This window comes from uncultured Kordia sp., assembly GCF_947489565.1.
GTDB lineage: Bacteria > Bacteroidota > Bacteroidia > Flavobacteriales > Flavobacteriaceae > Kordia.
Genome location: NZ_CANLEA010000005.1, coordinates 19085 through 40034 on the forward strand (window position 1 = coordinate 19085; position 20950 = coordinate 40034).

27 protein-coding genes are annotated in these 20950 nt (G+C 33.4%); 15 read left to right on the plus strand and 12 right to left on the minus strand.

All coding sequences use genetic code 11. From position 1 onward, the window contains the following. Positions 1-35 precede the first annotated feature (35 nt). The 4 genes from Q0845_RS07745 to Q0845_RS07760 all read left to right on the plus strand — a co-directional run bounded on the left by Q0845_RS07745 (position 36) and on the right by Q0845_RS07760 (position 2139). Positions 36-545: a sigma-70 family RNA polymerase sigma factor gene (locus Q0845_RS07745; RefSeq protein WP_298511434.1), complete on the plus strand. Its 510-nt coding sequence runs from the start codon at positions 36-38 to the stop codon at positions 543-545. Then, positions 532-954, plus strand: a complete 423-nt coding sequence (locus Q0845_RS07750) for a hypothetical protein (RefSeq protein ID WP_298511437.1) — start codon at positions 532-534, stop codon at positions 952-954. The genes Q0845_RS07745 and Q0845_RS07750 overlap by 14 nt, the downstream gene beginning before the upstream one ends. Positions 955-961: 7 nt before the next feature. Further along, positions 962-1501 (plus strand): DUF4252 domain-containing protein, encoded by a 540-nt coding sequence (locus Q0845_RS07755; protein ID WP_298511439.1) that lies wholly within the window; start codon positions 962-964, stop codon positions 1499-1501. A gap of 98 nt (positions 1502-1599) precedes the next feature. Continuing rightward, positions 1600-2139, plus strand: coding sequence for a DUF4252 domain-containing protein (locus Q0845_RS07760; protein ID WP_298511441.1), 540 nt, complete (start codon positions 1600-1602; stop codon positions 2137-2139). 58 nt (positions 2140-2197) lie between these two features. On the opposite strand, the gene Q0845_RS07765 is transcribed toward Q0845_RS07760, so the two are convergent. The 3 genes from Q0845_RS07765 to Q0845_RS07775 form a co-directional block, all read right to left on the minus strand. Then, complete coding sequence (locus tag Q0845_RS07765; protein ID WP_298511443.1) at positions 2198-2734, minus strand: hypothetical protein; 537 nt, start codon at positions 2732-2734, stop codon at positions 2198-2200. A 69-nt stretch (positions 2735-2803) separates the two neighbouring features. Further along, positions 2804-4147, minus strand: coding sequence for an adenylosuccinate lyase (purB, locus tag Q0845_RS07770; protein ID WP_298511445.1), 1344 nt, complete (start codon positions 4145-4147; stop codon positions 2804-2806). Positions 4148-4222: 75 nt separating this feature from the next. After that, positions 4223-4789, minus strand: a complete 567-nt coding sequence (locus Q0845_RS07775; RefSeq protein WP_298511447.1) for an adenylosuccinate lyase — start codon at positions 4787-4789, stop codon at positions 4223-4225. A 35-nt stretch (positions 4790-4824) separates the two neighbouring features. Here Q0845_RS07775 and Q0845_RS07780 point away from each other — a divergent pair, with 35 nt between their 5' ends. After that, positions 4825-5301, plus strand: coding sequence for a heme-binding domain-containing protein (locus tag Q0845_RS07780; RefSeq protein ID WP_298511449.1), 477 nt, complete (start codon positions 4825-4827; stop codon positions 5299-5301). A 42-nt stretch (positions 5302-5343) separates the two neighbouring features. Here the strand turns inward: Q0845_RS07780 and Q0845_RS07785 are convergent, their stop codons facing one another. Continuing rightward, the gene (locus Q0845_RS07785) at positions 5344-6033 is read right to left on the minus strand and encodes a Sir2 family NAD-dependent protein deacetylase (protein ID WP_298511451.1); all 690 of its coding nucleotides are present in this window, start codon (positions 6031-6033) and stop codon (positions 5344-5346) included. Next, positions 6015-7208 carry a hypothetical protein gene (locus tag Q0845_RS07790; RefSeq protein WP_298511453.1) on the minus strand — a complete coding sequence of 398 codons (1194 nt, stop codon included), beginning with the start codon at positions 7206-7208 and terminating at the stop codon, positions 6015-6017. Before Q0845_RS07790 ends, Q0845_RS07785 begins: the two co-directional genes overlap by 19 nt. A 110-nt stretch (positions 7209-7318) precedes the next feature. On the opposite strand from Q0845_RS07790, the gene Q0845_RS07795 reads away from it, so the two are divergent. Further along, positions 7319-7978, plus strand: coding sequence for an RNA methyltransferase (locus Q0845_RS07795; RefSeq protein ID WP_298511455.1), 660 nt, complete (start codon positions 7319-7321; stop codon positions 7976-7978). A 74-nt stretch (positions 7979-8052) separates the two neighbouring features. Here the strand turns inward: Q0845_RS07795 and Q0845_RS07800 are convergent, their stop codons facing one another. Next, entirely contained in the window at positions 8053-8511 is a 459-nt protein-coding gene (locus Q0845_RS07800) for a DUF1801 domain-containing protein (protein ID WP_298511457.1), read from the minus strand. Positions 8512-8699: 188 nt separating this feature from the next. On the opposite strand from Q0845_RS07800, the gene Q0845_RS07805 reads away from it, so the two are divergent. After that, positions 8700-9227, plus strand: a complete 528-nt coding sequence (locus Q0845_RS07805; RefSeq protein ID WP_298511459.1) for an SRPBCC family protein — start codon at positions 8700-8702, stop codon at positions 9225-9227. Between the two features lie 11 nt (positions 9228-9238). Then, positions 9239-9604 carry a VOC family protein gene (locus Q0845_RS07810; RefSeq protein WP_298511461.1) on the plus strand — a complete coding sequence of 122 codons (366 nt, stop codon included), beginning with the start codon at positions 9239-9241 and terminating at the stop codon, positions 9602-9604. Between the two features lie 15 nt (positions 9605-9619). Here the strand turns inward: Q0845_RS07810 and Q0845_RS07815 are convergent, their stop codons facing one another. Then, positions 9620-10126 (minus strand): GNAT family N-acetyltransferase, encoded by a 507-nt coding sequence (locus Q0845_RS07815; RefSeq protein ID WP_298511463.1) that lies wholly within the window; start codon positions 10124-10126, stop codon positions 9620-9622. Between the two features lie 9 nt (positions 10127-10135). Next, complete coding sequence (locus Q0845_RS07820; RefSeq protein ID WP_298511465.1) at positions 10136-11776, minus strand: alpha-amylase family glycosyl hydrolase; 1641 nt, start codon at positions 11774-11776, stop codon at positions 10136-10138. A 216-nt stretch (positions 11777-11992) separates the two neighbouring features. Between Q0845_RS07820 and Q0845_RS07825 the strand changes: the two genes are divergently transcribed. Continuing rightward, positions 11993-12151 (plus strand): hypothetical protein, encoded by a 159-nt coding sequence (locus Q0845_RS07825; protein ID WP_298511467.1) that lies wholly within the window; start codon positions 11993-11995, stop codon positions 12149-12151. 191 nt (positions 12152-12342) lie between these two features. On the opposite strand, the gene Q0845_RS07830 is transcribed toward Q0845_RS07825, so the two are convergent. From Q0845_RS07830 to rlmH, 4 genes are all read right to left on the minus strand, one after another. Next, positions 12343-13113 (minus strand): carboxypeptidase-like regulatory domain-containing protein, encoded by a 771-nt coding sequence (locus Q0845_RS07830; protein WP_298511469.1) that lies wholly within the window; start codon positions 13111-13113, stop codon positions 12343-12345. Between the two features lie 115 nt (positions 13114-13228). Continuing rightward, on the minus strand, positions 13229-15031 hold the full coding sequence (locus Q0845_RS07835; RefSeq protein ID WP_298511471.1) for a DEAD/DEAH box helicase: 1803 nt from the start codon (positions 15029-15031) through the stop codon (positions 13229-13231). A 342-nt stretch (positions 15032-15373) separates the two neighbouring features. Further along, the gene (locus Q0845_RS07840; RefSeq protein WP_298511473.1) at positions 15374-15952 is read right to left on the minus strand and encodes a non-canonical purine NTP diphosphatase; all 579 of its coding nucleotides are present in this window, start codon (positions 15950-15952) and stop codon (positions 15374-15376) included. Positions 15953-15965: 13 nt separating this feature from the next. Then, positions 15966-16439 carry a 23S rRNA (pseudouridine(1915)-N(3))-methyltransferase RlmH gene (rlmH, locus tag Q0845_RS07845; protein ID WP_298511475.1) on the minus strand — a complete coding sequence of 158 codons (474 nt, stop codon included), beginning with the start codon at positions 16437-16439 and terminating at the stop codon, positions 15966-15968. A 164-nt stretch (positions 16440-16603) separates the two neighbouring features. On the opposite strand from rlmH, the gene Q0845_RS07850 reads away from it, so the two are divergent. From Q0845_RS07850 to Q0845_RS07875, 6 genes are all read left to right on the plus strand, one after another. Beyond that, positions 16604-16753, plus strand: coding sequence for a hypothetical protein (locus tag Q0845_RS07850; protein ID WP_298511477.1), 150 nt, complete (start codon positions 16604-16606; stop codon positions 16751-16753). A gap of 159 nt (positions 16754-16912) precedes the next feature. Then, positions 16913-17773, plus strand: a complete 861-nt coding sequence (gene nadC / locus Q0845_RS07855; RefSeq protein ID WP_298511479.1) for a carboxylating nicotinate-nucleotide diphosphorylase — start codon at positions 16913-16915, stop codon at positions 17771-17773. Next, a complete protein-coding gene (locus tag Q0845_RS07860; RefSeq protein ID WP_298511481.1) occupies positions 17773-18696 on the plus strand; it encodes a YihY/virulence factor BrkB family protein in 924 nt (307 codons plus the stop codon). The genes nadC and Q0845_RS07860 overlap by 1 nt, the downstream gene beginning before the upstream one ends. 68 nt (positions 18697-18764) lie before the next feature. Beyond that, a complete protein-coding gene (locus tag Q0845_RS07865; protein WP_298511484.1) occupies positions 18765-19334 on the plus strand; it encodes a chalcone isomerase family protein in 570 nt (189 codons plus the stop codon). A 12-nt stretch (positions 19335-19346) separates the two neighbouring features. Beyond that, positions 19347-19781 carry a DUF2147 domain-containing protein gene (locus tag Q0845_RS07870; RefSeq protein ID WP_298511486.1) on the plus strand — a complete coding sequence of 145 codons (435 nt, stop codon included), beginning with the start codon at positions 19347-19349 and terminating at the stop codon, positions 19779-19781. 75 nt (positions 19782-19856) lie between these two features. After that, on the plus strand, positions 19857-20927 hold the full coding sequence (locus tag Q0845_RS07875; RefSeq protein WP_298511488.1) for a hypothetical protein: 1071 nt from the start codon (positions 19857-19859) through the stop codon (positions 20925-20927). The last annotated feature ends 23 nt before the right edge of the window (positions 20928-20950 follow it).

Genomic DNA, 20950 nt, shown 5'->3' on the forward strand with positions numbered 1-20950 from the left:
TCCTTATAACTAACCGAAATTAATAGATCATAAAAATGAAACAGGCAGAATTTTTACGTACAGTATTGCCTTTTAAAGACAAATTATACCGCTTGGCAAAGCGCTTACTAGTTTCAAACGAAGAAGCAGAAGACGCTACACAAGAAGTATTGATGAAGTTATGGTCTAAGAAATCGAAAATAGAAGCGTATAATAATGTGGAAGCTTTTGCAATGACGATGACTAAAAACTATTGCTTGGATAAACTGAAATCAAAACAAGCCAGCAATTTAAAATTAGTTCATAGTAATTATAAAGATGAAAATACCTCATTACAACGCGAAGTAGAATTAAAAGATAGTGTAAGTTTTGTTCATGAAATTATGGAACAGCTGCCAGAGCAACAAAAAATTATCATACAATTGAGAGATGTAGAGCAGTATGATTTTGAAGAAATTGCCAAAGTTGTCAACATGAATCCAACAGCAATTCGAGTAGCATTATCAAGAGCAAGAAAATATATTAGACAAGAACTTGTAAAAAAACACAACTATGGAGTTAGCTAACATAGAACAATTAATAGAGAAGTATTTTGAAGCAACAACAACGGTTCAAGAAGAACAAGAGTTACAAGCGTATTTTTCGCAAGACAATGTGGCGCCGCATTTGCAAGAATACCTACCAATGTTTCAATATTTTACCGATCTAAAAACCGAGAAATCTACTCGTAACGTTCCATTACAACCTAGAAAAAATTATTTAAAATGGATTTCTGTTGCCGCTGTATTTATTCTCACAACAAGTCTATTCTTTAATGAATGGAGAAAACAGGAAGAAGCCAAACAAGCTTTTTCTGATTTTAAAATGGCCATGTCTCTTGTGTCAGAAAACTTTAATACAGGAGCAAGTCATATCAACTATTTAACACAATTTGAAGAAACAACGAACAAAATTTTTATAACAAGAAACAATTAATTAAAAAATGAAGAAGATAGTAATATTAGTAATGTTATTGGCCGTGCCAGTACTTACATTTGGACAAAATATATTTGAAAAATATGCTGATAATGATAACGTAACATACGTATCTATTAAGCCTAAAATGTTTAAAATGCTTGCAACTGTTGGCGTTGATACCGACGATCCGGAAGCAAAAGAGTTTTTAGATATGGTAAAGAGCATGAAAAGTTTACAAGTATTAGCTACTGAAAATAAAAGCATTGCTTCAGACTTAAAATCATGGGTAAACAAACGTTCTTCTAAATTAGAAGAGTTAATGGAAGTAAGAGATGGAGACGCTCGTGTTCAGTTTTATGTAAAAGAAGGAAAAGATGAAACGCATGTAAAAGAACTTTTAATGTACATTACTGGTATTGAGGATAAAGTACAGTTAAAAGACAGGAAAATTAATACTGTAGTCGTTTCATTGCTAGGAGACATCGATTTGACACAAGTTTCTAAATTAACAAGTCAAATGAACATTCCAGGAGGAGAGCATTTAAAAGACGTTAAGAAAAATTAAAAAACATATCTCTGTTTTGCGTCAATGAGCACTAGTTGTTCGTTGACGCATTTTTATATATATTCATCACATCAAAAAACAATCAACAATCAAAAATTATGAAAACGTTTACACCTTTTTTAGTACTGCTGTTAGTCGTCATGGGCTTGACAAGCTGTTCCGATAAGAATAGCTTACGAAATTATTTTTTAGATCATGCTGAGCAAGCAGGATTTTCTTCGAGTACAATACCCGTAAGTCTCTTAAAACAAGAAGGCATGCAATTAACGGACAAGCAAGAAGAAGCCATTGAAGCAGTAGATCGCGTCAACTTATTGTTTTATAGAATTGATAAAACAAAACAAGAAACATATGAGACTGAAAAAAGTAACATCAAAGCAATTTTAAAACAAAAAAAATACGAAGAACTCATTAACATGGGAAGAAACGGAGTTATCAAATATGTGGGTACAGACGATTCTATTGATGAAATCATTGTATTTTTATCCGATAAGGAAATGGGCTTTGCTGTGACACGGATTATCGGAGATGATATGACGCTGGAGAAATTTATGGAATTATATAAAATGTCTGAACAGCGAAACACGCCTCTCAATTTTGATTTGGGCAACTTATCAAATTTGATGTCATCAAACTAAAAAAAATGGATAAATGTTACTCAAAACATTTATCCATTTTTTAATATATATAATATCGTTATCTCTTTGATCTAAAGTAAATCAATGTCAACGCAATAATAAATATTACCGTAAAGAAGATGATTTCTTTGATTTCTCTTCTTTTTATTTGGATACGGTTCTTATGTTCAATCTCTGTAATTTCTTCATGAACTTTTTGATTGTATTTCTCTAAAAAATTAGTTTGTAAAATTTCGATTCCTTTCATGAATTCTTTTGAGCTTATACCTTCTTTGGCTAAGAAAGTACATTCAAAATTTTCATATAAATCAAAATCAGAAAACTCATTTTTATGATTTTTTACAACAGATAGTGTATTTACATCTATTCTAGGGAGTTTTACTTTACCCTCAATTAGATGATCTAAAGACAAGTTTTTTAGGATTTCTTCAAGGTTACTGTTCATGTTTCCAAAATGAATTCCAGAACCGTACTTGTCTACTATAAAAGTTTTAAACGCTTTGTTATAAACACCTTTTTTAATTTGGAGTCTTCCGGTGTTCTGTAAAGCATTCAAACTTTTTTCGTCTTTCGAATTTGTGAGTTTGATGGTCACAGTATTTATTTTTGTTAGTTCTTGGCGGTACAAAATTAACAAAAAAACAATTCGAAGAGCAATGAAATCTTATATTCCTGTATAATTCATAGGATTTATTTGCTTCAATTCCAATTTTACAGCTTCAGAAACCGTTAAAGTGTCAATAAAATCGGCAATTGACGCTTGAGTGATCTTTTCATTGGTCCTAGTCAGTCCTTTTAGTGCTTCATAAGGGTTTTGATAGTTTTCTCTTCTAAGAATTGTCTGAATTGCCTCCGCAACAACCGCCCAGTTGTTTTCTAAATCTTCTTCAAACTTAGTTTTGTTTAATAATAACTTGTTCAAACCTTTTAACGTAGACTGAAATCCAATCAATGTATGACCAAATGGAACGCCTACATTTCTTAGTACTGTAGAATCTGTTAAATCACGTTGTAATCTTGAAATAGGTAACTTGGCAGCTAAGTGTGTAAAGATAGCATTGGCGATTCCTAAATTCCCTTCGCTATTTTCAAAATCAATCGGATTTACTTTATGTGGCATTGCTGAGGAACCTACTTCGCCTTTTTTAATTTTTTGCTTGAAGTAATCCATTGAAATGTACGTCCAAAAATCACGATCTAAATCTATCAAAATAGTATTGATACGCTTCATTCCATCAAAAATTCCTGCAACATGATCGTAGTGTTCTATCTGTGTTGTTGGGAATGAATGATGCAAACCTAAAATACGTTCTACAAAATTATTTCCAAATGCTTTCCAATCAATTGTTGGATAAGCAACTTTATGTGCATTAAAGTTTCCAGTAGCGCCACCAAATTTAGCAGCATGTGGAATTACAGACATCGTTTTTACCTGTGCTTCCACACGTGTAATAAAGACTTCAATTTCTTTCCCTAAACGGGTTGGAGAAGCTGGTTGTCCATGTGTTCTTGCTAGCATAGGAATTTCTGCCCATTCGCTAGCCAATTCTTTTAGTTTCTCTAAAACGGTGACCAATTCTGGAAGGTATACTTGTTGAATAGCTTCTTTGATAGAAAGCGGAATTGCCGTATTATTAATGTCTTGCGACGTTAACCCGAAGTGAATAAATTCTTTGTATGATGAAATATGTAGTTGATCAAACTTTTCTTTAATAAAGTACTCAACTGCTTTTACATCATGATTCGTTACTTTTTCAATTTCTTTGATGGCTTGTGCATCTTCTGCTGAAAAGTTCTCGTAAATCGCACGTAAATCGTCAAAAAGAGAAACATCAAAACTTTCTAATTGCGGTAATGGTACATTGCACAGAGCAATAAAATATTCAATTTCGACTAAAACACGATATTTAATCAGTGATTCTTCACTAAAATAATTCGCTAGAGCGATGGTTTTGTTACGATATCTTCCATCAATTGGAGAAATTGCGTTAAGCGGAGTAAGCGTCATTGTAATTGTGTTGTTGTTATAAGGACACAAATATACTTGTTACAATGTTTGTAATAAAATTTTAGCACTTCATTTTCAAGCTTTTTTCATTCGTTTGATGAGGTCTCGTGCTCTGGCTTTAAATGCGGCGCTTTGTGATAGATAATCGCGCTCTAAAATCATGATTAATTCTGCATGAATCCAATCAAATTCTCTTCCTAATAAGTATAAAGAACGCATAGAATAGGCTTTGACGGCAACTTTTTGATCGCTAATCATCCAATCAAAGCAAGCTTCTGTAATTTTTTCTCGATGGTTTTTGGTAAGATGTTGCTTTGTAGCATTGTCATTTTTGTGATAAAAAGCTTCAATCAAATATTCAGCAACTTTTGCCATAGGACGCACGGCAGGATCTAAATGTACGGTGTGCATTTTTTCTACATAAGTATCTAAGTGTGGCAATATGGCATCCAAACGTTCTCGTGCTACAAATTCATATAACCATGCGGCTCTTGCCGAAATTTTATCATCAACAGTAAACACTACTTCTAACAATGTTGGAAGCAATTCAGGATTGTTTAATACAATATTGGCATAGTAGTTTCGCTTTTCGCGAGAATGATTTACATAATTTAGCTCCGAATAGAGTTGTTCAAATGTCATACTTTTTATATTTTAGACGAAATAAGAATAACGACATGAAGATACTTAAAAAGATAGCAGTTTTAGCATTAATTGTATTAGTAATTTTACAATTTTTTGGTCCCGAGAGAAATGAAGGTGATATTACTGACTTAGAACCTTTTATTCAAGAAACCAATATGCCAAGTTCTGTAGCAGCAACTTTAAAAGTGGCTTGCTATGATTGTCATTCAAGTAATACACGTTATCCTTGGTATAGCAATATAGAACCAATTTCATATTGGATGGCTGAACATATTGAACATGGAAAAGATGAATTGAACTTTTCTGAATGGAGTTCATACACTGCAAAACGCAAAGATCATAAGCTAGAAGAAATTATAGAAGAAATAGAAGAAGGACATATGCCGTTACCTTCTTACTTATGGACACATTCCGATGCAGAATTGTCTGAAACACAAATTAAAGAGATTGATGCTTGGGTAAAAGAAGCCAGAGCGTTTTTAGCTTTACAGATAGAGAAAGGGCAGTAGGTTTGTTGGCTGTTAGGTGATAGGTGTTAGTTTTGCTATATGCTATGACATTAATTCCTCAACAACTTTAGTGACTCCAACGGAAGCTTTTTCTGCAATGATGGTTAAGTTTTGATACAAATTTTGATTTACAGCAGGATTTGGATCAATAAAGTATATTGGAATATGTTGCGGCACATAGTTTATAAGACTTGCCGCAGGATATACTTGCATAGAGGTTCCTATAATTAGTAAAATATCTGCTTGTTCACATTCGGTCACAGCCGTTTCAATCATTGGAACATCTTCACCAAACCAAACAATATGCGGACGTAATTGCGAACCGCGTTCACACATATCGCCAACTGCAATATCACCCTCACAATCATAGGTTTTGTACGGATAGTGTACACCGCGCATTTTGGACAATTCGCCATGCAAATGCATGATTTTAGAACTTCCTGCGCGTTCGTGTAAATTATCTACATTTTGTGTCACAATCGTAACATCATACTTTGATTCAAGTGTGACCAAAGCTTTATGACCATCATTAGGCGATACTTCTTTCAACTGTCGTCTTCGTTGATTGTAAAAATCTAACACCAATGCAGGATTCTTTTCAAAACCAATTGGAGAAGCGACTTCCATAATATCGTGTCCTTCCCATAATCCGTCAGCATCACGAAATGTTTTAATACCACTTTCGGCACTAATACCTGCACCTGTAAGTATGACTATTTTTTCTTTTTCCATCTATTATAAATACGAGCGTTTGGTAAGTTTACAAAATCATTGGATTTGTCATCTATGAAATCGATTAATTCTTTTTTGTTGTATTCTTCGTTTTCAATCATACGATTTAGCAAGACAATATTATCTTCATGCTTTTCTAAAAAATCATACAAGTACATTAAGTTGATTTTTGCTTCTGCAAATCCAGGATATTCAATAATGGTATTTGCATAGGCTTTTTCTGCCAATTCATAATCTTCAAATTGCCAAGCAGCATTTCCACGTACATATTCAATAAAAGAATCTTCGGTGTTTTGTTGAATTTCATCTAACAATTGCATCGTTGCATTGTAATCTTTCAACATTACATAATAGTCAATCTCCATTAATTTGGTGTACGGATCGTTGGGAAATTTTTTCAATAACTCATCGATCGCTTCTAAATGAAAAACCGTATTAATTTTTGAAGCAATTTTAATTTTCGTCGTATAATATATTTTCTTCTCGGTAAATTTGCCTTCGAGTTTATGTGTAAGTTCAAGCGCTTCTTTATATTTTTGAGTATTTAGCAAACTTTCCAAACGCATAAAATAAATCATTCCTTTTAAACGATTTTTGTTCGTTTCGGTATCTTTTACATCTTTACTTGGAATGCTCAATTCATATAAATCTCGGTAAGTATCGCTCAAATATTGCCCCATGGAGTAGATAAAAACATCATTTAAGTAAAATTCATCCTTTTCATAACCTAATTGATAATCGTGATAATTTAAGCCACCATTATCAGAGTACATACGAAATAGTAAATGATACTTGCGTTCATCCAAATGATAATAGTAATTTACCAAACTATAGGAAGCGCCTCTTGATATGGCAGCACGAATGTTTTCGGGAAACATATGAAACTTTTCAAGAAAGAGTCCTTTTTTAAAAACAGCATTGAATTCTTCTACTGCATTATCATCATTTGCCTTTTCATTGATGGAAACAACTTTTTCAGCAAAGTTCTGTAGATTAAAATTATCCATGAAAAAAGAAGTATCTTTTTCGTAAAAGGAATCTGCAAAACGTTGGCCAAATTCAATTACCTTTTCATCATTTAGCTGCTCATTTTTAGCATACATCTCAGTGGTTTCTTGCGAAAAAGCAATCATACAGCAAAAAAAACAGAGAAGACAGGAGAAAATATACTTCATTCGTTATGTTTTAAGAAGTACTAAAATAATCAATTTATTATTGGTATTCACGCGATTTTTCAAACATCTTGTTTTTTTGCTTCCTAGCGTTTTTATGATAGTTTTGTAACATGGTTAATGAAGATTTATTAGAACATTTAGAAGGATATCTCACTGAGCGCAGAAAAGGCTTGTTTTCCAAAGTGTTAGCGCAACGCACACGACATTTTACAGTAGCAGTGGAAGATGTGTATCAATTGCATAATACAAGTGCTGTATTGCGTAGTTGTGATGTTTTTGGCTTGCAAGATGTGCATGTAATTGAAGAACAGTTAGGAAAAAAGATGGACAGAGAGATTGCAATGGGCGCACAAAAGTGGGTTGATATTCATCGCTATAATGATACCAAAAGTTGTATAGAACGGTTACGCTCTCAAGGATATCGAATCATTGCCACAACGCCGCATGAAGATTCTCAATACTTGCATGATTTTGATATTACTGAAAAAGCAGCTTTCTTTTTTGGAAAAGAACGCGAAGGTTTGAGTGAAGAAGTACTATCGCAAGCCGACGAGTTTTTAAAAATACCAATGGTTGGTTTTACGGAAAGTCTGAATATTTCGGTTTCTGCAGCCATTACCATTCAACATGCTACGACACAATTGCGAAATTCTGACATTGCTTGGCGACTTACAGAACAAGAAATCTTAGAAAAACGATTTGATTGGTGTAAAAAAACAATTAAAAGTGTTGATGATATTTTGAAGCGTTATCATGAAACACATTCATAAAAAAACTTCGTTGTTCTACAATTTTTTAGAAACAACGAAGTGTATATCAATATCTTTTTAAAGCTATAGTAAAACTACTTTTTTACCACATTTGCTTCATACAAATCAATCCAGTCTTGTGGAGACATTTTTGTGGCCAATTCAGTAATCAATTCATACGGAATGTCGTCCATTTTTTTGAAACGAATACAGCTTTTCCCCATGTCTAACTTACGTTTGCAATGTTTTGGGTATTCTGCTACAAACCAATCCATCAATTCTTTATTCGCATAAATTCCCATATGATATAAGGCGACAAAATTCTTTTGAGAAGCATAACTAATAAATGGCAAAGGTAACTTTGGATCGCAATGATAACCGCCAGGATACGTATCATGAGCAACTACAAATGATGGCATTTTATAATTTATTGCTTCGGTAAAACCGCTAGGCAAATTCTTTTGAAGAATGCTTCTAATTTTAGTAATTGCTTCTTGGCGTTCTTCGGGAAGTTGTGTGATATAATCATCAATTGTGTCTGCGTCGTATGTCATGATGTTTGGTTTTTTAAGAATTTAAAAATACTATTTTTTTTATTATGATCTAATGTCAACAATCATTGAATTTTTTAGGTATCGTTTGAATACACAAAATAAAAACCTAAATTTAGAATTCAATTTTATGTATAAATTGTCAATTCTTGCATAAAAAACAATCTAAAAACACCTAAAACCTAATTATTATGATGATTGCATTGTATATCGTAGGCGGACTTTTAGCTTTAATTATATTTTTAGCTTTAATCGCACCCAAAAATTTTGCTGTATCTAGAAGTATTGTTGTAAACAGATCGCTTGAAGATACATTTGCATTTATGAAATCTATAAAGAATCAAGACGTATGGTCGCCTTGGAAAAAGAAAGATCCGAATATGGCACAATCCTATGAAGGAACCGATGGAGAAGTAGGTTTTGTAGCACGTTGGCAAGGAAATAAAGATGTTGGAGAAGGAGAGCAGGAAATTTTAAAAATTGTAGAGAATGAAAAAGTGATTTCTAAACTACGCTTTTTCAAACCTTGGAAATCTGAAGCAGATGCTTTTTTACAGACAGAAGGTTTAAGTGATACGGAAACAAGAGTCACTTGGGGATTTTCAGGAAAAAACAAAATTCCATTCAATATTTTTATGTTGTTTATGAATATGGACAAAGCCGTTGGAAAAGATTTTGAAGAAGGATTGGCAGATTTAAAAGCACATTTAGAAAAATAAAATAAAAAGTTATGATAAACTGGTTTGAAATTCCTGTGACAGATATGAATCGTGCACAAAAGTTTTATGAAACTGTGTTTAAAGTTTCTATAAAAGTACAAGATTTGGGCGGCTTATTATATGGTTGGTTTCCTCCAAAACCAGCGGCAGAAAGCTGTACGGGAGCACTAATACAATATGAATCGTATGTACCAAGTAAAACCGATGGCGTATTGATTTACTTTTCTTCAGAAGATGTTGCCAATGAACTCGCTATAATTGAGGAAGCTGGTGGAACTATTGTCCAAGGAAAAAAGATGATTTCTCCTGATACAGGTTATATGGCAGTATTTATTGATTCAGAAGGAAATAGAATTGCCTTGTTTTCAAGAGTGTAAGCTTTGCATGTTTTCTTAGAAAATTGCTGTTATAGTATAAATAACACCTGCGCTTCCATCAAAATCAAAATCACATTTGTAGGATAAACCAATTTTTTCTAACACTTTTATAGAAGCTATGTTAGCTTTCATGGCTCTACCTACAATAGATTTAACTTGCATTGTATGAAAACCGTATTCAATGCAAGCTTTGGCAGTTTCTGTGGCATATCCTAGATTCCAATATTTTCTAAAGAAACGGAAACCAATATCGTATTCGTCAGATGATGATGAATATTTTAATCCGCACCAACCCAAAAAGTCATTAGTTTCTTTGTGAATTACTGCCCAACGTCCAACACCGTATTTTTGATACTGATCGTAGTTTTCTAGAAATTTCTTGGCGTGATTAATACTTTCAAAAACAACATCTCCTGTGTAGCGTATTACTTCTTTATCTAGATTTAAGTTGTAAAAAGATTCCGCATCAGCGATTGACAGTTCTCGTAAATAGGTGCGTTCTGTCTCTAAAACTTTTTTCATGTATAAAGATTATTCATGTAAAAGTACAATTGAAAACTCAGAATCAATGGTAATTTTTCCGTTTTCTACGGTAGCAGTTTTTCCTGAATAGTGATCTGTAATTTCTGCGCCATTTTCAAATTGTTTACCAACAGGAATTACTTTTTTTCCTTTCGCCAAATCTAATCCAACAACAACAGTATCGTTATGATACGTTCTTGAAAATGTATACGGACTTTGTGAAATCATAGTATGTTTTCCAGCACCAACCGCAGGATGTGCTTTGCGGAATTGTCCAAGTTTTTGCCAATGTTGTAGTAAAGCTTTTGTTTCAGCATCGTTCATTTTGTCCCAATTCATAAACGAACGCAAAGTAGCATCTCCGTTTGTCCCTTCAATGATTAATGGACGTTTGGTTTCATCTCCGTAATAGATTTGAGAGATTCCAGGCGTTAATAATAACTTTGTTGCCGATTCATATGGCTTTGTTCTGGCTTTGTCAAAAGGATCGCCATCATCGTGTGAACTGATATAATTCATCACACTTTTTCCTTTTAAATCGTTATGAAGAATGTTGTCGTATTTTGAAAAGATGCTCTCATAATCTTTTTTTGCGTCATATTTGAATTGAAAATTGATCAAATTGTCAAAACCATTGGCGTAGTAATCTACTTTTTTATCTCCAAAATCGTAAAAACGTTTTGAATCAATTCCATATCCATACAATTCGCCCAACATAAAAAAGTTGTTGTCATCCAATACAGCTTCAGGATGTGCCTTTTTCCAATCAGAAAATGCAATCTGTGCTTGTTGGTTTAATGCGTTCCAAGCACTTTCTTCTACGTGTTTTACCGTGTCAACTCGATATCCATCTACACCATATTCACGTACATAATCTGTCAACCATTTGATGATGTAATTCTTCGGACTTTTTACCAAACCTGTTTTTTCAAAGAAAGCATCGAGTTCTTTTAGTTCTTGTTCGTAACGACCTTCCGCTTTCCATTTCTCAACCAATGGAGTAGGCAAGGCAACCGCTTCGTTACTATTTGTCAATACATCCGGAAGATTTTTTACCAGCGTACAACTTACGGCTGAATCGTAGTTTTGATACGTACAACCAGGTTCCGTACGAACCCAAGTATTGTTCCAAACAGGATCATTTTCTGTAACCGGACCTGTATGATTCATTACCACGTCCATTAAAATGCGAATTCCGTGTTCATGTGCTGTTTCTATCAATGCTGCAAAGTCAGCTTCCGTTCCAAAATTTGCATCAAACTGCGTCCAATCTTTGGTCCAATATCCGTGAAACGCATAGGTATTTCCAGTACCTTCATCTGTGCTGTCATGAATTTGTTCTAAAACTGGAGAAAACCAAATAGCATTTACGCCTAAATCGTCAAAATATCCTTCTTTTATTTTTTGTGTAATTCCTGCCATATCGCCGCCCATAAAACCTCTCAGTTTTGCAGGTTCTTTGGTGCGATCGTAGTTGAGGTCATTTTGTTTGTTTCCATTATAAAAACGATCGGTCAACATAAAATATACATTCGCAGCTTCCCATACAAATGGTTGTGCTTCTGTCGTTTTTTCAGTGGCTTCAGATGATTTTGATTTACATCCAAAAACAAGAAATGAAAGTAAAAATATGGTGAATAATTGCTTCATGTCGGAGAGATAGTTTACGTTAGTATTCCTGCAATATAAAGGTTATATGGCTTTTTTCATATCGTAAAATAGGGATCGAATAAAAAAAGTGTTACTACAACGATTGAGTTGACAATTTTCTTAATAACTTATTTTTTTTTCATCATTTAAAAAGATGGGAAACGTAGTTAATTTTCGTACTTTGAATGCATTATTAACTTAACAAATTTTTTAAACATGAAAAAAAGAAGTCTTAATTTTTTAAAACTTAACAAAAAAAGTATTTCCAATCTTCAATCTAGCACTATATTATTTGGTGGAGCAGCAGCAATAAATAGTGTTGGTGATCGCTATACCAAATGTCCTTTGAGTGATTGTTTTAAGAAGACAAAATAGGAATAAGATAGTTAAATCCATCTCAATAGATTGGAATATTATCATTGAAAGCGAACTTCGGTTCGCTTTTCTTTTGGTATACTTTTTACGTTATTGTTGTAAATAATATATAAGAAGAGATGCTTTTGTGTATGTCACTTCAAAGCACTTGAATTTATATGTATTTGAAAAATAAGTTGAGTTGAAAAAAATTACTTCTTCTGCCTGCTTAAGATTTTGTACTCTTCGTAACAATCATTAATGGCATCCAATATTTGTAGATCATTTGCATTGGTAATGAATGTTTTGGAGTAATTACATAAGGATAGAATTTCATCAATATCTACACGCTCTACTTGTAATAATTCACGAAGCATTTGTCGATCGAATTTAGAAGCTAATAACTCTCTAATTTTATCATCTTCTTTCATACGACGCAATTTGCGCATTTGTCTTGGTTTTTTTCCGAAAACATTTTTTAAGAAATCGGCCGGATTAAAAATAGCTCCTAATACAGAAGAAATGGCTCCAGGTGCTTTTTCTCCAGCTTCGTATCCTGTAGAAAGTCCCGCAATACGATAACGATAGTTAGGACGAATTGGAACATTTTTGGCATCAATATCCAAATATCCAGTCAATTGATACGGCGTTAATATTACTTTTTCCAGCGCATACGCCAATTCGGTCAATCTAATCGTAGAAGAACCTTTGTATTTTAACATGTCATTAGTAACACGGACTTTGATCGATTTAAATCCTAAGAAAGAAAAGAATAATAGATCATCAGCTTTGGCTTCAATTTCAAATTCTCCTTTATCATTGGTAATAACACCTTTAATAGTTGTTAGATTGACAACGTGCACCGTTTTCATCGGTTTATCGTCTGCATCATTCACAACTTTAGCATACAATTTTTTCATTTCCTGAGCGGAAAGAGTTGTAATTGTTAAAAATAAAAGTAGAAAAGTAAATACTTTTTTCATGTATGCGATTTTTGTAAAATTTAGTCTTCTGACTAATAGTCGTATAAAAGTACTAAACAAAACAATAAAAAGTGCGCCGAAGCACACTTTTTACTTAATATTAACAATATTGTGGTTATTTTCTTCTAGATCTTCCTCTAAATTTGTCGTTTCCGCCATCGCTTCTACGACGTCTTCCGCCATCATTTGAAGAAGATTTGTTTTCGCTTCTACGACCTCTTCTGCGATCTCCGCCACCGTTTCCGCCGTTTCCGCCATCTCTACGTCTTCTTCCGCCGCCGCCATCTCTACGACGTCGTCCACCGCCACCGCCACCGGTATTGGTAGATTCTTCTACATTTACAAAACGTCCGTCTACTTTAAAATCGGTAAAGTGAGCTAAAACTTTCTCTTTTTTATCATTATCAGTGTTGAAGAATGAAAAACTTTCTTTAACATCCACTTTGTATACATCATCACGTCCTAAGCTTAAAGTTTCTTTTAAGAAATCTTTTAAACGCATCCAATCGTATCCATCTTTCGATCCAACATTGATAAAGTAACGTGTACTATGTTCGTTACTTCCGCCACGAGATGAGCTTTCTTCACTGCTACCTTTTGGCTGATTTAGGTCACGCTTGTTTCTATAATAATTATAGAATCTATTAAATTCTACAGAAACCATACGCTTTATTAAATCTTCTTTAGAAGTATCTTCAAAGATTTCCATGATTTTAGGTAGATATTCATCTACTTGCTCATTTGCTTGTGTATTGTGAATTTTGTTTGCTAAATGAAACAACTGAATTTGGCAAATTTCAATTCCTGTTGGAATATTTTTTTGTTCAAATTTCTTTTGAATTTTACGTTCAACCGATTTGATTTTACGCATTTCACTTTTTGTAACAATGACCATAGAAACTCCCGATTTTCCAGCTCTACCTGTACGACCACTTCGGTGTGTATAGGTTTCTACTTCATCAGGAAGTTGGTAGTTAATTACGTGTGTAATATCGTCTACATCAATTCCACGTGCAGCAACATCGGTTGCAACAAGCATTTGAATTTGACGTGTACGGAACGATTTCATCACCAAATCACGTTGGTTCTGACTTAAATCTCCGTGTAAAGCACCAGCGCTATAACCATCTTCGATTAACTTTTCTGCAACACTTTGCGTATCACGTTTTGTTCTACAAAAAACTACTGAAAAGATATCTGGATTTGCATCAGCTAAACGTTTTAACGCTAAATAACGATCACGACCACTTACAGCATAGAATTCATGACGAACTGTGTCTGAACCAGAGTTACGCGATCCGACAGTAATTTCCTGTGGATTGTGCATAAATTTCTTGGCAATCACAGAAACTTCTTTTGGCATAGTAGCCGAGAATAACCAAGTACTTTTATCGTCTGGTGTGTGCGATAGGATCGAAGTAATATCTTCATAGAATCCCATGTTCAACATTTCATCAGCTTCATCAAGCACACAATATTCAATCTTTGTAATGTCAACCATACGACGATTGATCATATCTTGCATACGCCCAGGTGTTGCTACAACTATTTGTGCACCTTTCTTTACTTGTTTTGCTTGATCTGTAATACTTGCACCTCCATAAATAGCGACAACATTGATGTTCTCGTATTTAGAATAGTTTTTTAATTCGTTTGTAATTTGCAAACATAATTCACGCGTAGGCGATAAAATCAATCCTTGTGTGGTGCGACTGTCTGCATTTATTTTTTGGATTAATGGGAAACCGAAGGCAGCTGTTTTACCAGTTCCTGTTTGGGCAAGTGCCACAATATCAGTTTCTTCATTTAATAAAATTGGAATTGCTTTTTCTTGAACTTCACTTGGCGTTTCAAAGCCCATGTCTTGAATAGCGCGCAATAGCGAATCTTGAAGACCTAATTCTTCAAATTTTGTCATACTGTAATTTTAAAAGGTTCGTACAGCTTCATGCTGTGTTGAGAAGTTACATGGAGCGTTACGACCTATAATAAAATACCCTGACGCTGCATAACTTCATCTCGCTCTGAGATTTCAAGGCGCAAAGGTAGTGTTTTATTTTTAATAAATCACTATTGTTGTAATTTGCTGATTTCTAATGGTTTTTGGTGAAAATGAATCCTTACTTTGAATTTGTTAGCTGTACTTTTAGCTGTGGATAATCGATACCAAATACTTTTTCGTTTTTAAAAGGAATTTTTAGGGTGTCTTTTTGGTTGAAAGGAATCCAGATTTCGAGTTCGTCAAGAGTTTTGAGATTGATTATACTTTTGTGTTCAAAAAACCAATCAATTTTTGTACCGCTTTTCCACGATGTCCCACACGATTTTTTTCTTCTAAAGATATTTGAGCAAATGTTTCTGTAAATCCGTCCGCCATAAAAATTGGATCGTATCCAAAACCTTTGTCACCACGTTTTTCTTTGATAATAGTTCCTTTGCAAATTCCTGGAAATGTATGCTGTTCTCCATTTAAAATTAATGCGACTACGGTTTTAAACTGTGCAGAACGATCTTCTTTATCTTCCAATCCAGTTAGCAATTTATTCATATTATCATCGGCATTTCGTTGCGGACCTGCGTAACGTGCAGAAAAAACACCTGGTTCACCATTCAAAGCATGTACTTCTAATCCTGTATCGTCTGCAAAGCAATCGTAGCCGTAATGTTCTTTGACGTATTGTGCTTTTTGAATAGCGTTGCCTTCAATAGTAGGTTGTGTTTCAGGAATATCTTCATTACAATGAATGTCCTTCAAACTTAAAATAGTGATATGACTTGGTAATAACGACTGTACTTCGTTGACTTTATTTTGGTTGTTGGTGGCAAATACGAGTTTCATGTAATATTATTTTTTATCGATGATGATACGGTTCATTTCGTAAAATAGTAAAGGCTCTATACAATTGCTCTACGACAAACAAACGTACCATTTGGTGTGAAAATGTCATTTTGGATAAGGATATTTTACCTTGAGCTTTCGCGTAAACGTTCTCAGAGAAACCATATGGTCCACCAATAACGAATACCAAGGTTTTAATCCCTGAATTCATGCGCTTCTGTAAATAAGTTGAAAATTCTACGGAAGAAAACTGCTTTCCATTTTCATCTAACAACACCAACATATCGGAAGAAGACAGTTTTTTTAGAATCAATTCGCCTTCCTTTTCCTTTTGTTGCGCTTCGCTTAAATTTTTGGTGTTTTTCAAATCGGGAATAATTTCCAAATCGAATTTAATATAATGCGATAAACGCTTTACATACTGATCTATCAATTGTTGCAATTGTTTATCGTCAGTTCTTCCAATGGCGAGCAACTTCAAATTCATGCCGCAAAAATAAAGGAATTTTTAAGAAATTATACATGCATGTTTTTTTGTGAAAAATCAGTAGCTGAAAAATATACTTTATATGTATACAAACAAAGGTTTAGCCGTAAACCGAAACCATAATATTTTCTTACTTTTCTTTCATAACCAAAAAACTTTTAATCATGAAAAAAAAGAAATTACAATCGTTAAAACTCAATAAAAAAACAATCTCAAAAGCAAATGCTATTGTAGTAAGAGGTGGAGGACCTTCAGCTCCTCAATCAGATTGTGTGTCACATTGTTTAGGATGGGAATGTCACGATCATAAATAAACTTCCTTAGTTTATTATTTGATGATAGCATAATTTTCAAGAGTATAAAAGCATTATCTTCTTAGGTAATGCTTATTTATTTTCAATAATTCTATCATACATTTTGGATATACAATATAAACTTCGCAATTTTGAAATAAATACTATTTAGCATAAAACATGATTTCAGAGACGCAATTTCAAAAAGAATTAGAATTAATTATAGCAAACGCTATTAGAGAAGATGTTGGCGACGGCGACCACAGTTCACTAGCATGCATTCCCGATACAGCGACAGGAAAAGCAAAATTATTAGTAAAAGACGAAGGTATTATTGCAGGTATTGAGTTTGCCAAAATGGTCTTTAACTATGTCGATCCAGCAATGGAAGTAGAAACGCTTATTGAAGATGGAAGCACTGTAAAATATGGTGATATCGCGTTTTATGTAACTGGAAAATCACAATCTATTTTAAAAGCGGAACGTTTGGTGTTGAATGCTATGCAGCGTATGAGCGCCATTGCAACCAAAACAAATATGTTTGTGCAATTATTAGAAGGAACAGGAACAAAAATTTTGGATACACGTAAAACAACACCAGGAATTAGAGCGCTTGAAAAATGGGCTGTAAAAATTGGTGGTGGTGTCAATCATCGTTTTGCGCTGTATGATATGGTCATGTTAAAAGACAATCATATTGATTTTTGTGGTGGAATTACACAAGCAATCACACAAACAAAAACATACTTACAAGAAAACGAATTGGATTTAAAAATCATTGTGGAAGCACGTGATTTGGATGAAATTGCTGAAATATTAAAAACGGATGGTGTGTATAGAATTCTGATTGATAACTTTAATTATGAAGATACACGAAAAGCTGTAGAAATGATTGGCGATCAATGTTTGACGGAATCTTCTGGTGGAATCAACGAAAAAACCATTCGCGAATATGCACTTTGTGGTGTAGATTATATTTCTTCGGGTGCATTAACGCATTCGGTATACAATTTAGATTTAAGTTTAAAAGCCGTTGAATAATGTCTAAAGACATCGAAGACAAACTTGACAAAATTCCAATCATCAATGTATTGGTGATGTTATTCAAGAAAGTAAAACTTCCTGGACTCAAAGGTTTGTCTTTGTATGACTTGTTAGAAATGTACATCGTTGGTATCATCAACGGGACATTAACAGCGCGGGCAGCTGCCATTGCCTTTAGTTTTTTTATGGCAATATTTCCATCGTTGCTATTCTTTTTGAATCTACTTCCGTATGTGCCAATCGATAATTTTCAAGCTAACTTTGTAGAAACCATTACTTCAGTGCTTCCGGAAGAATCAGGAGTATTTCTTGATGGAATTATTGTAGATATTGTAAACAACAAGCGTGGTGGATTGCTGTCTTCCACATTTTTTCTCTCCATATTCTTAATGGCAAATGGAGTAGGAGCAATTTTTGGTGGATTTGAAAACTCTTATCATGTGCATGAAAAACGGAATTTCTTCAAGCAATATCTATATTCTTTAAGTGTCGGTTTGCTTTTGGCATTGTTGTTGATTTTTACCATAGTCGTATTGGGATATCTAGAAATATATATCAGTCATTTGAGCAATGAATCGCTTGAAAATGTAGGAACTGGTATCAATATTCTGCGATACGTATTCTTAATTAGTATGATATATATGGGAATAGCAATCTTATATTATTTTGGTACAGTTCGAGGAAAAGTGGCAAGATTCTTTTCGCTAGGTGCTTTATTTACAACCGTACTCATCATATTGACATCGTATTTATTTGGAATTTATATTGCTAATTTTTCTCAATACAATCAACTATATGGTTCTATAGGAGCATTGTTGATTTTAATGATGTATATCTGGTTGAATGCTAATATTTTATTGCTCGGATTTGAGTTAAATGCTTCACTAGATATGCTAAAGAACAAAAATGAAGCTGCTTAAATTTATTATGTTTGCATAATAAAAAGTAGTATATTACGAACGAAAATTATAAATAAACCCAATAGAAAATGAAAAAGACAATTTATGCGTTTATCGCTTTTTTAATCGTAGGAATCGGTGCTGCAACTGCGCAACATGAAGTAGGATCGGCAACATTACCAGATACAGTTACATTTGAAGGTCAAGAGCTTATGTATAATGGCGCTGGTGTACGTAAAAAGGCATGGTTTAAATTATATTCAGGAGGATTGTACTTGCAACAAAAATCAAGTAATGCGTATGATATTAGAACTGCAGATGAGTCAATGGCTATTAAATTACACATTACATCTGGTATGATTTCTAGTAAAAAAATGATCAATGCTGTTAATGATGGTTTCGATAAATCTACAAAAGGAAATACAGCACCAATTGCTAACAAAATAGAGACTTTCAAAGGTTTCTTTAGCGATGAAATTAATGACGGTGATATTTTTGATATTGTATATTTAAAAGACAAAGGTGTTATTGTATACAAAAACGGTACTGAAAAAGGAGTAATTCCTGGATACGAATTCAAAAAAGCACTTTTCGGAATCTGGTTAGGAATGAAACCAGCAGATAAAAAACTTAAAAACGGAATGTTAGGAAATAACTAATCCTAATTATTGATGAGCAAAAAAACAGTATACATATACATACTATTACTATTCTTTGGTTTGCAAATGAGTGTTGCGCAAAGTGTTGTTGGTAAATGGAAAACCATTGACGACGAAACTGGTGAAGCAAAATCAATTGTAGAAATCTACCAACAAAATGGAAAGATTTACGGAAAAGTAGTAGATATTATCGATGCTTCAAAACGTGACGGACTTTGCGAAAAATGTAAAGGAAGTCGAAAAAATAAACCCGTTTTAGGAATGAAGATTATCGATGGATTAACCAAGGATGATGATGAATATTCAGATGGAAAAATTCTAGATCCTGAAAAAGGAAAAGAATATAAATGTAAAATCTGGCTCGATACTGACGATAAAAATAAACTATATGTGCGTGGTTATGTCGCGTTTTTTTACCGAACTCAAAATTGGTATCGCGTGAACTAATCACATAAAACATACATAAAAAAACCACTCTGAAAAAGGAGTGGTTTTTTTATGCAAAGTATGTACCTTTGAATTATGATATTTACCAAAAAAATAGGACTATTATTTCTATATATAGTTTTTGTAAACCTTTCTTTCGGACAAGAAAAACCTCCTGTTGTTATTGAAGAAATTGAAGAGTTGCCAGCAGAAGAAATAAAAGCTGATGCTAAACATGCTTCGAACGATAAAAAAAGACAATCCAAAAGACCAGCATCTTCATACAATACTTTTCGTTATGAGTTTGTGCAAAACGGAAATGAAATTATTTATGTTTCCATTAAAAATGAAGCGAAACAAGCTCAAGAAACCATAGAAGTTATTCCTGTAAAAAATGTGGATGGTATAAATGTTTTACCATATAATTTTGGTTATGAATATCACAGAGCAAAATCACATGAATATGATATAGAACGTCATTACCATGAAAACTATCTCGTATACAAATACCGAAAAAAATACGGTTTGATACTAGATGCAGACATAATTTCTGCAAAATTTGATACAATAGGCAAACCTTATTTACTGCGCTGCGAAAAACCAATGATGTTGGTGGCGAAGAAGAAACAAGGAAAATATCAATGGGGAATTGTAAAGTCAGATGGGAACTTTTTGCTTCCTATGGAATATGACGAAATCATAATACCTCTGGAAATGGATACATCAATGAATTCTTATGAAGATGATCGTAAGAAACAAAACAAGTTGTGGAATGATTCAAATGCAGGATTATATTCAGATGGTTTATATCACAATCAAAAAATAATTGTCAAAAAAAATGATAAATACGGTTTGTTCAATGCGAATGGAGAAGTAGCGTTAGATCTTATATATGATAATATTGAAGTTGATAATTTTTTGGGAGTATATACTTTGCAAAAAGATAATGAATCAGGATTTTTAATAGCGGAATATAAAAAAATAGGCGTGTGGGGAACTAATAAAATTATCGAGAAAAATACAAATGTGAATGAATACCTAAAAGTTTTTCCAACAAAAGACTATCAAATTTTTATAAAAGAAGGATTGATTTACATAAAATATAATACAGGAATCATAAGTAAAATAGATCATCATGCACTTATGAAAATGATCAAAGAGAACTAAATCTTTTCTTTAAAGTATGTACC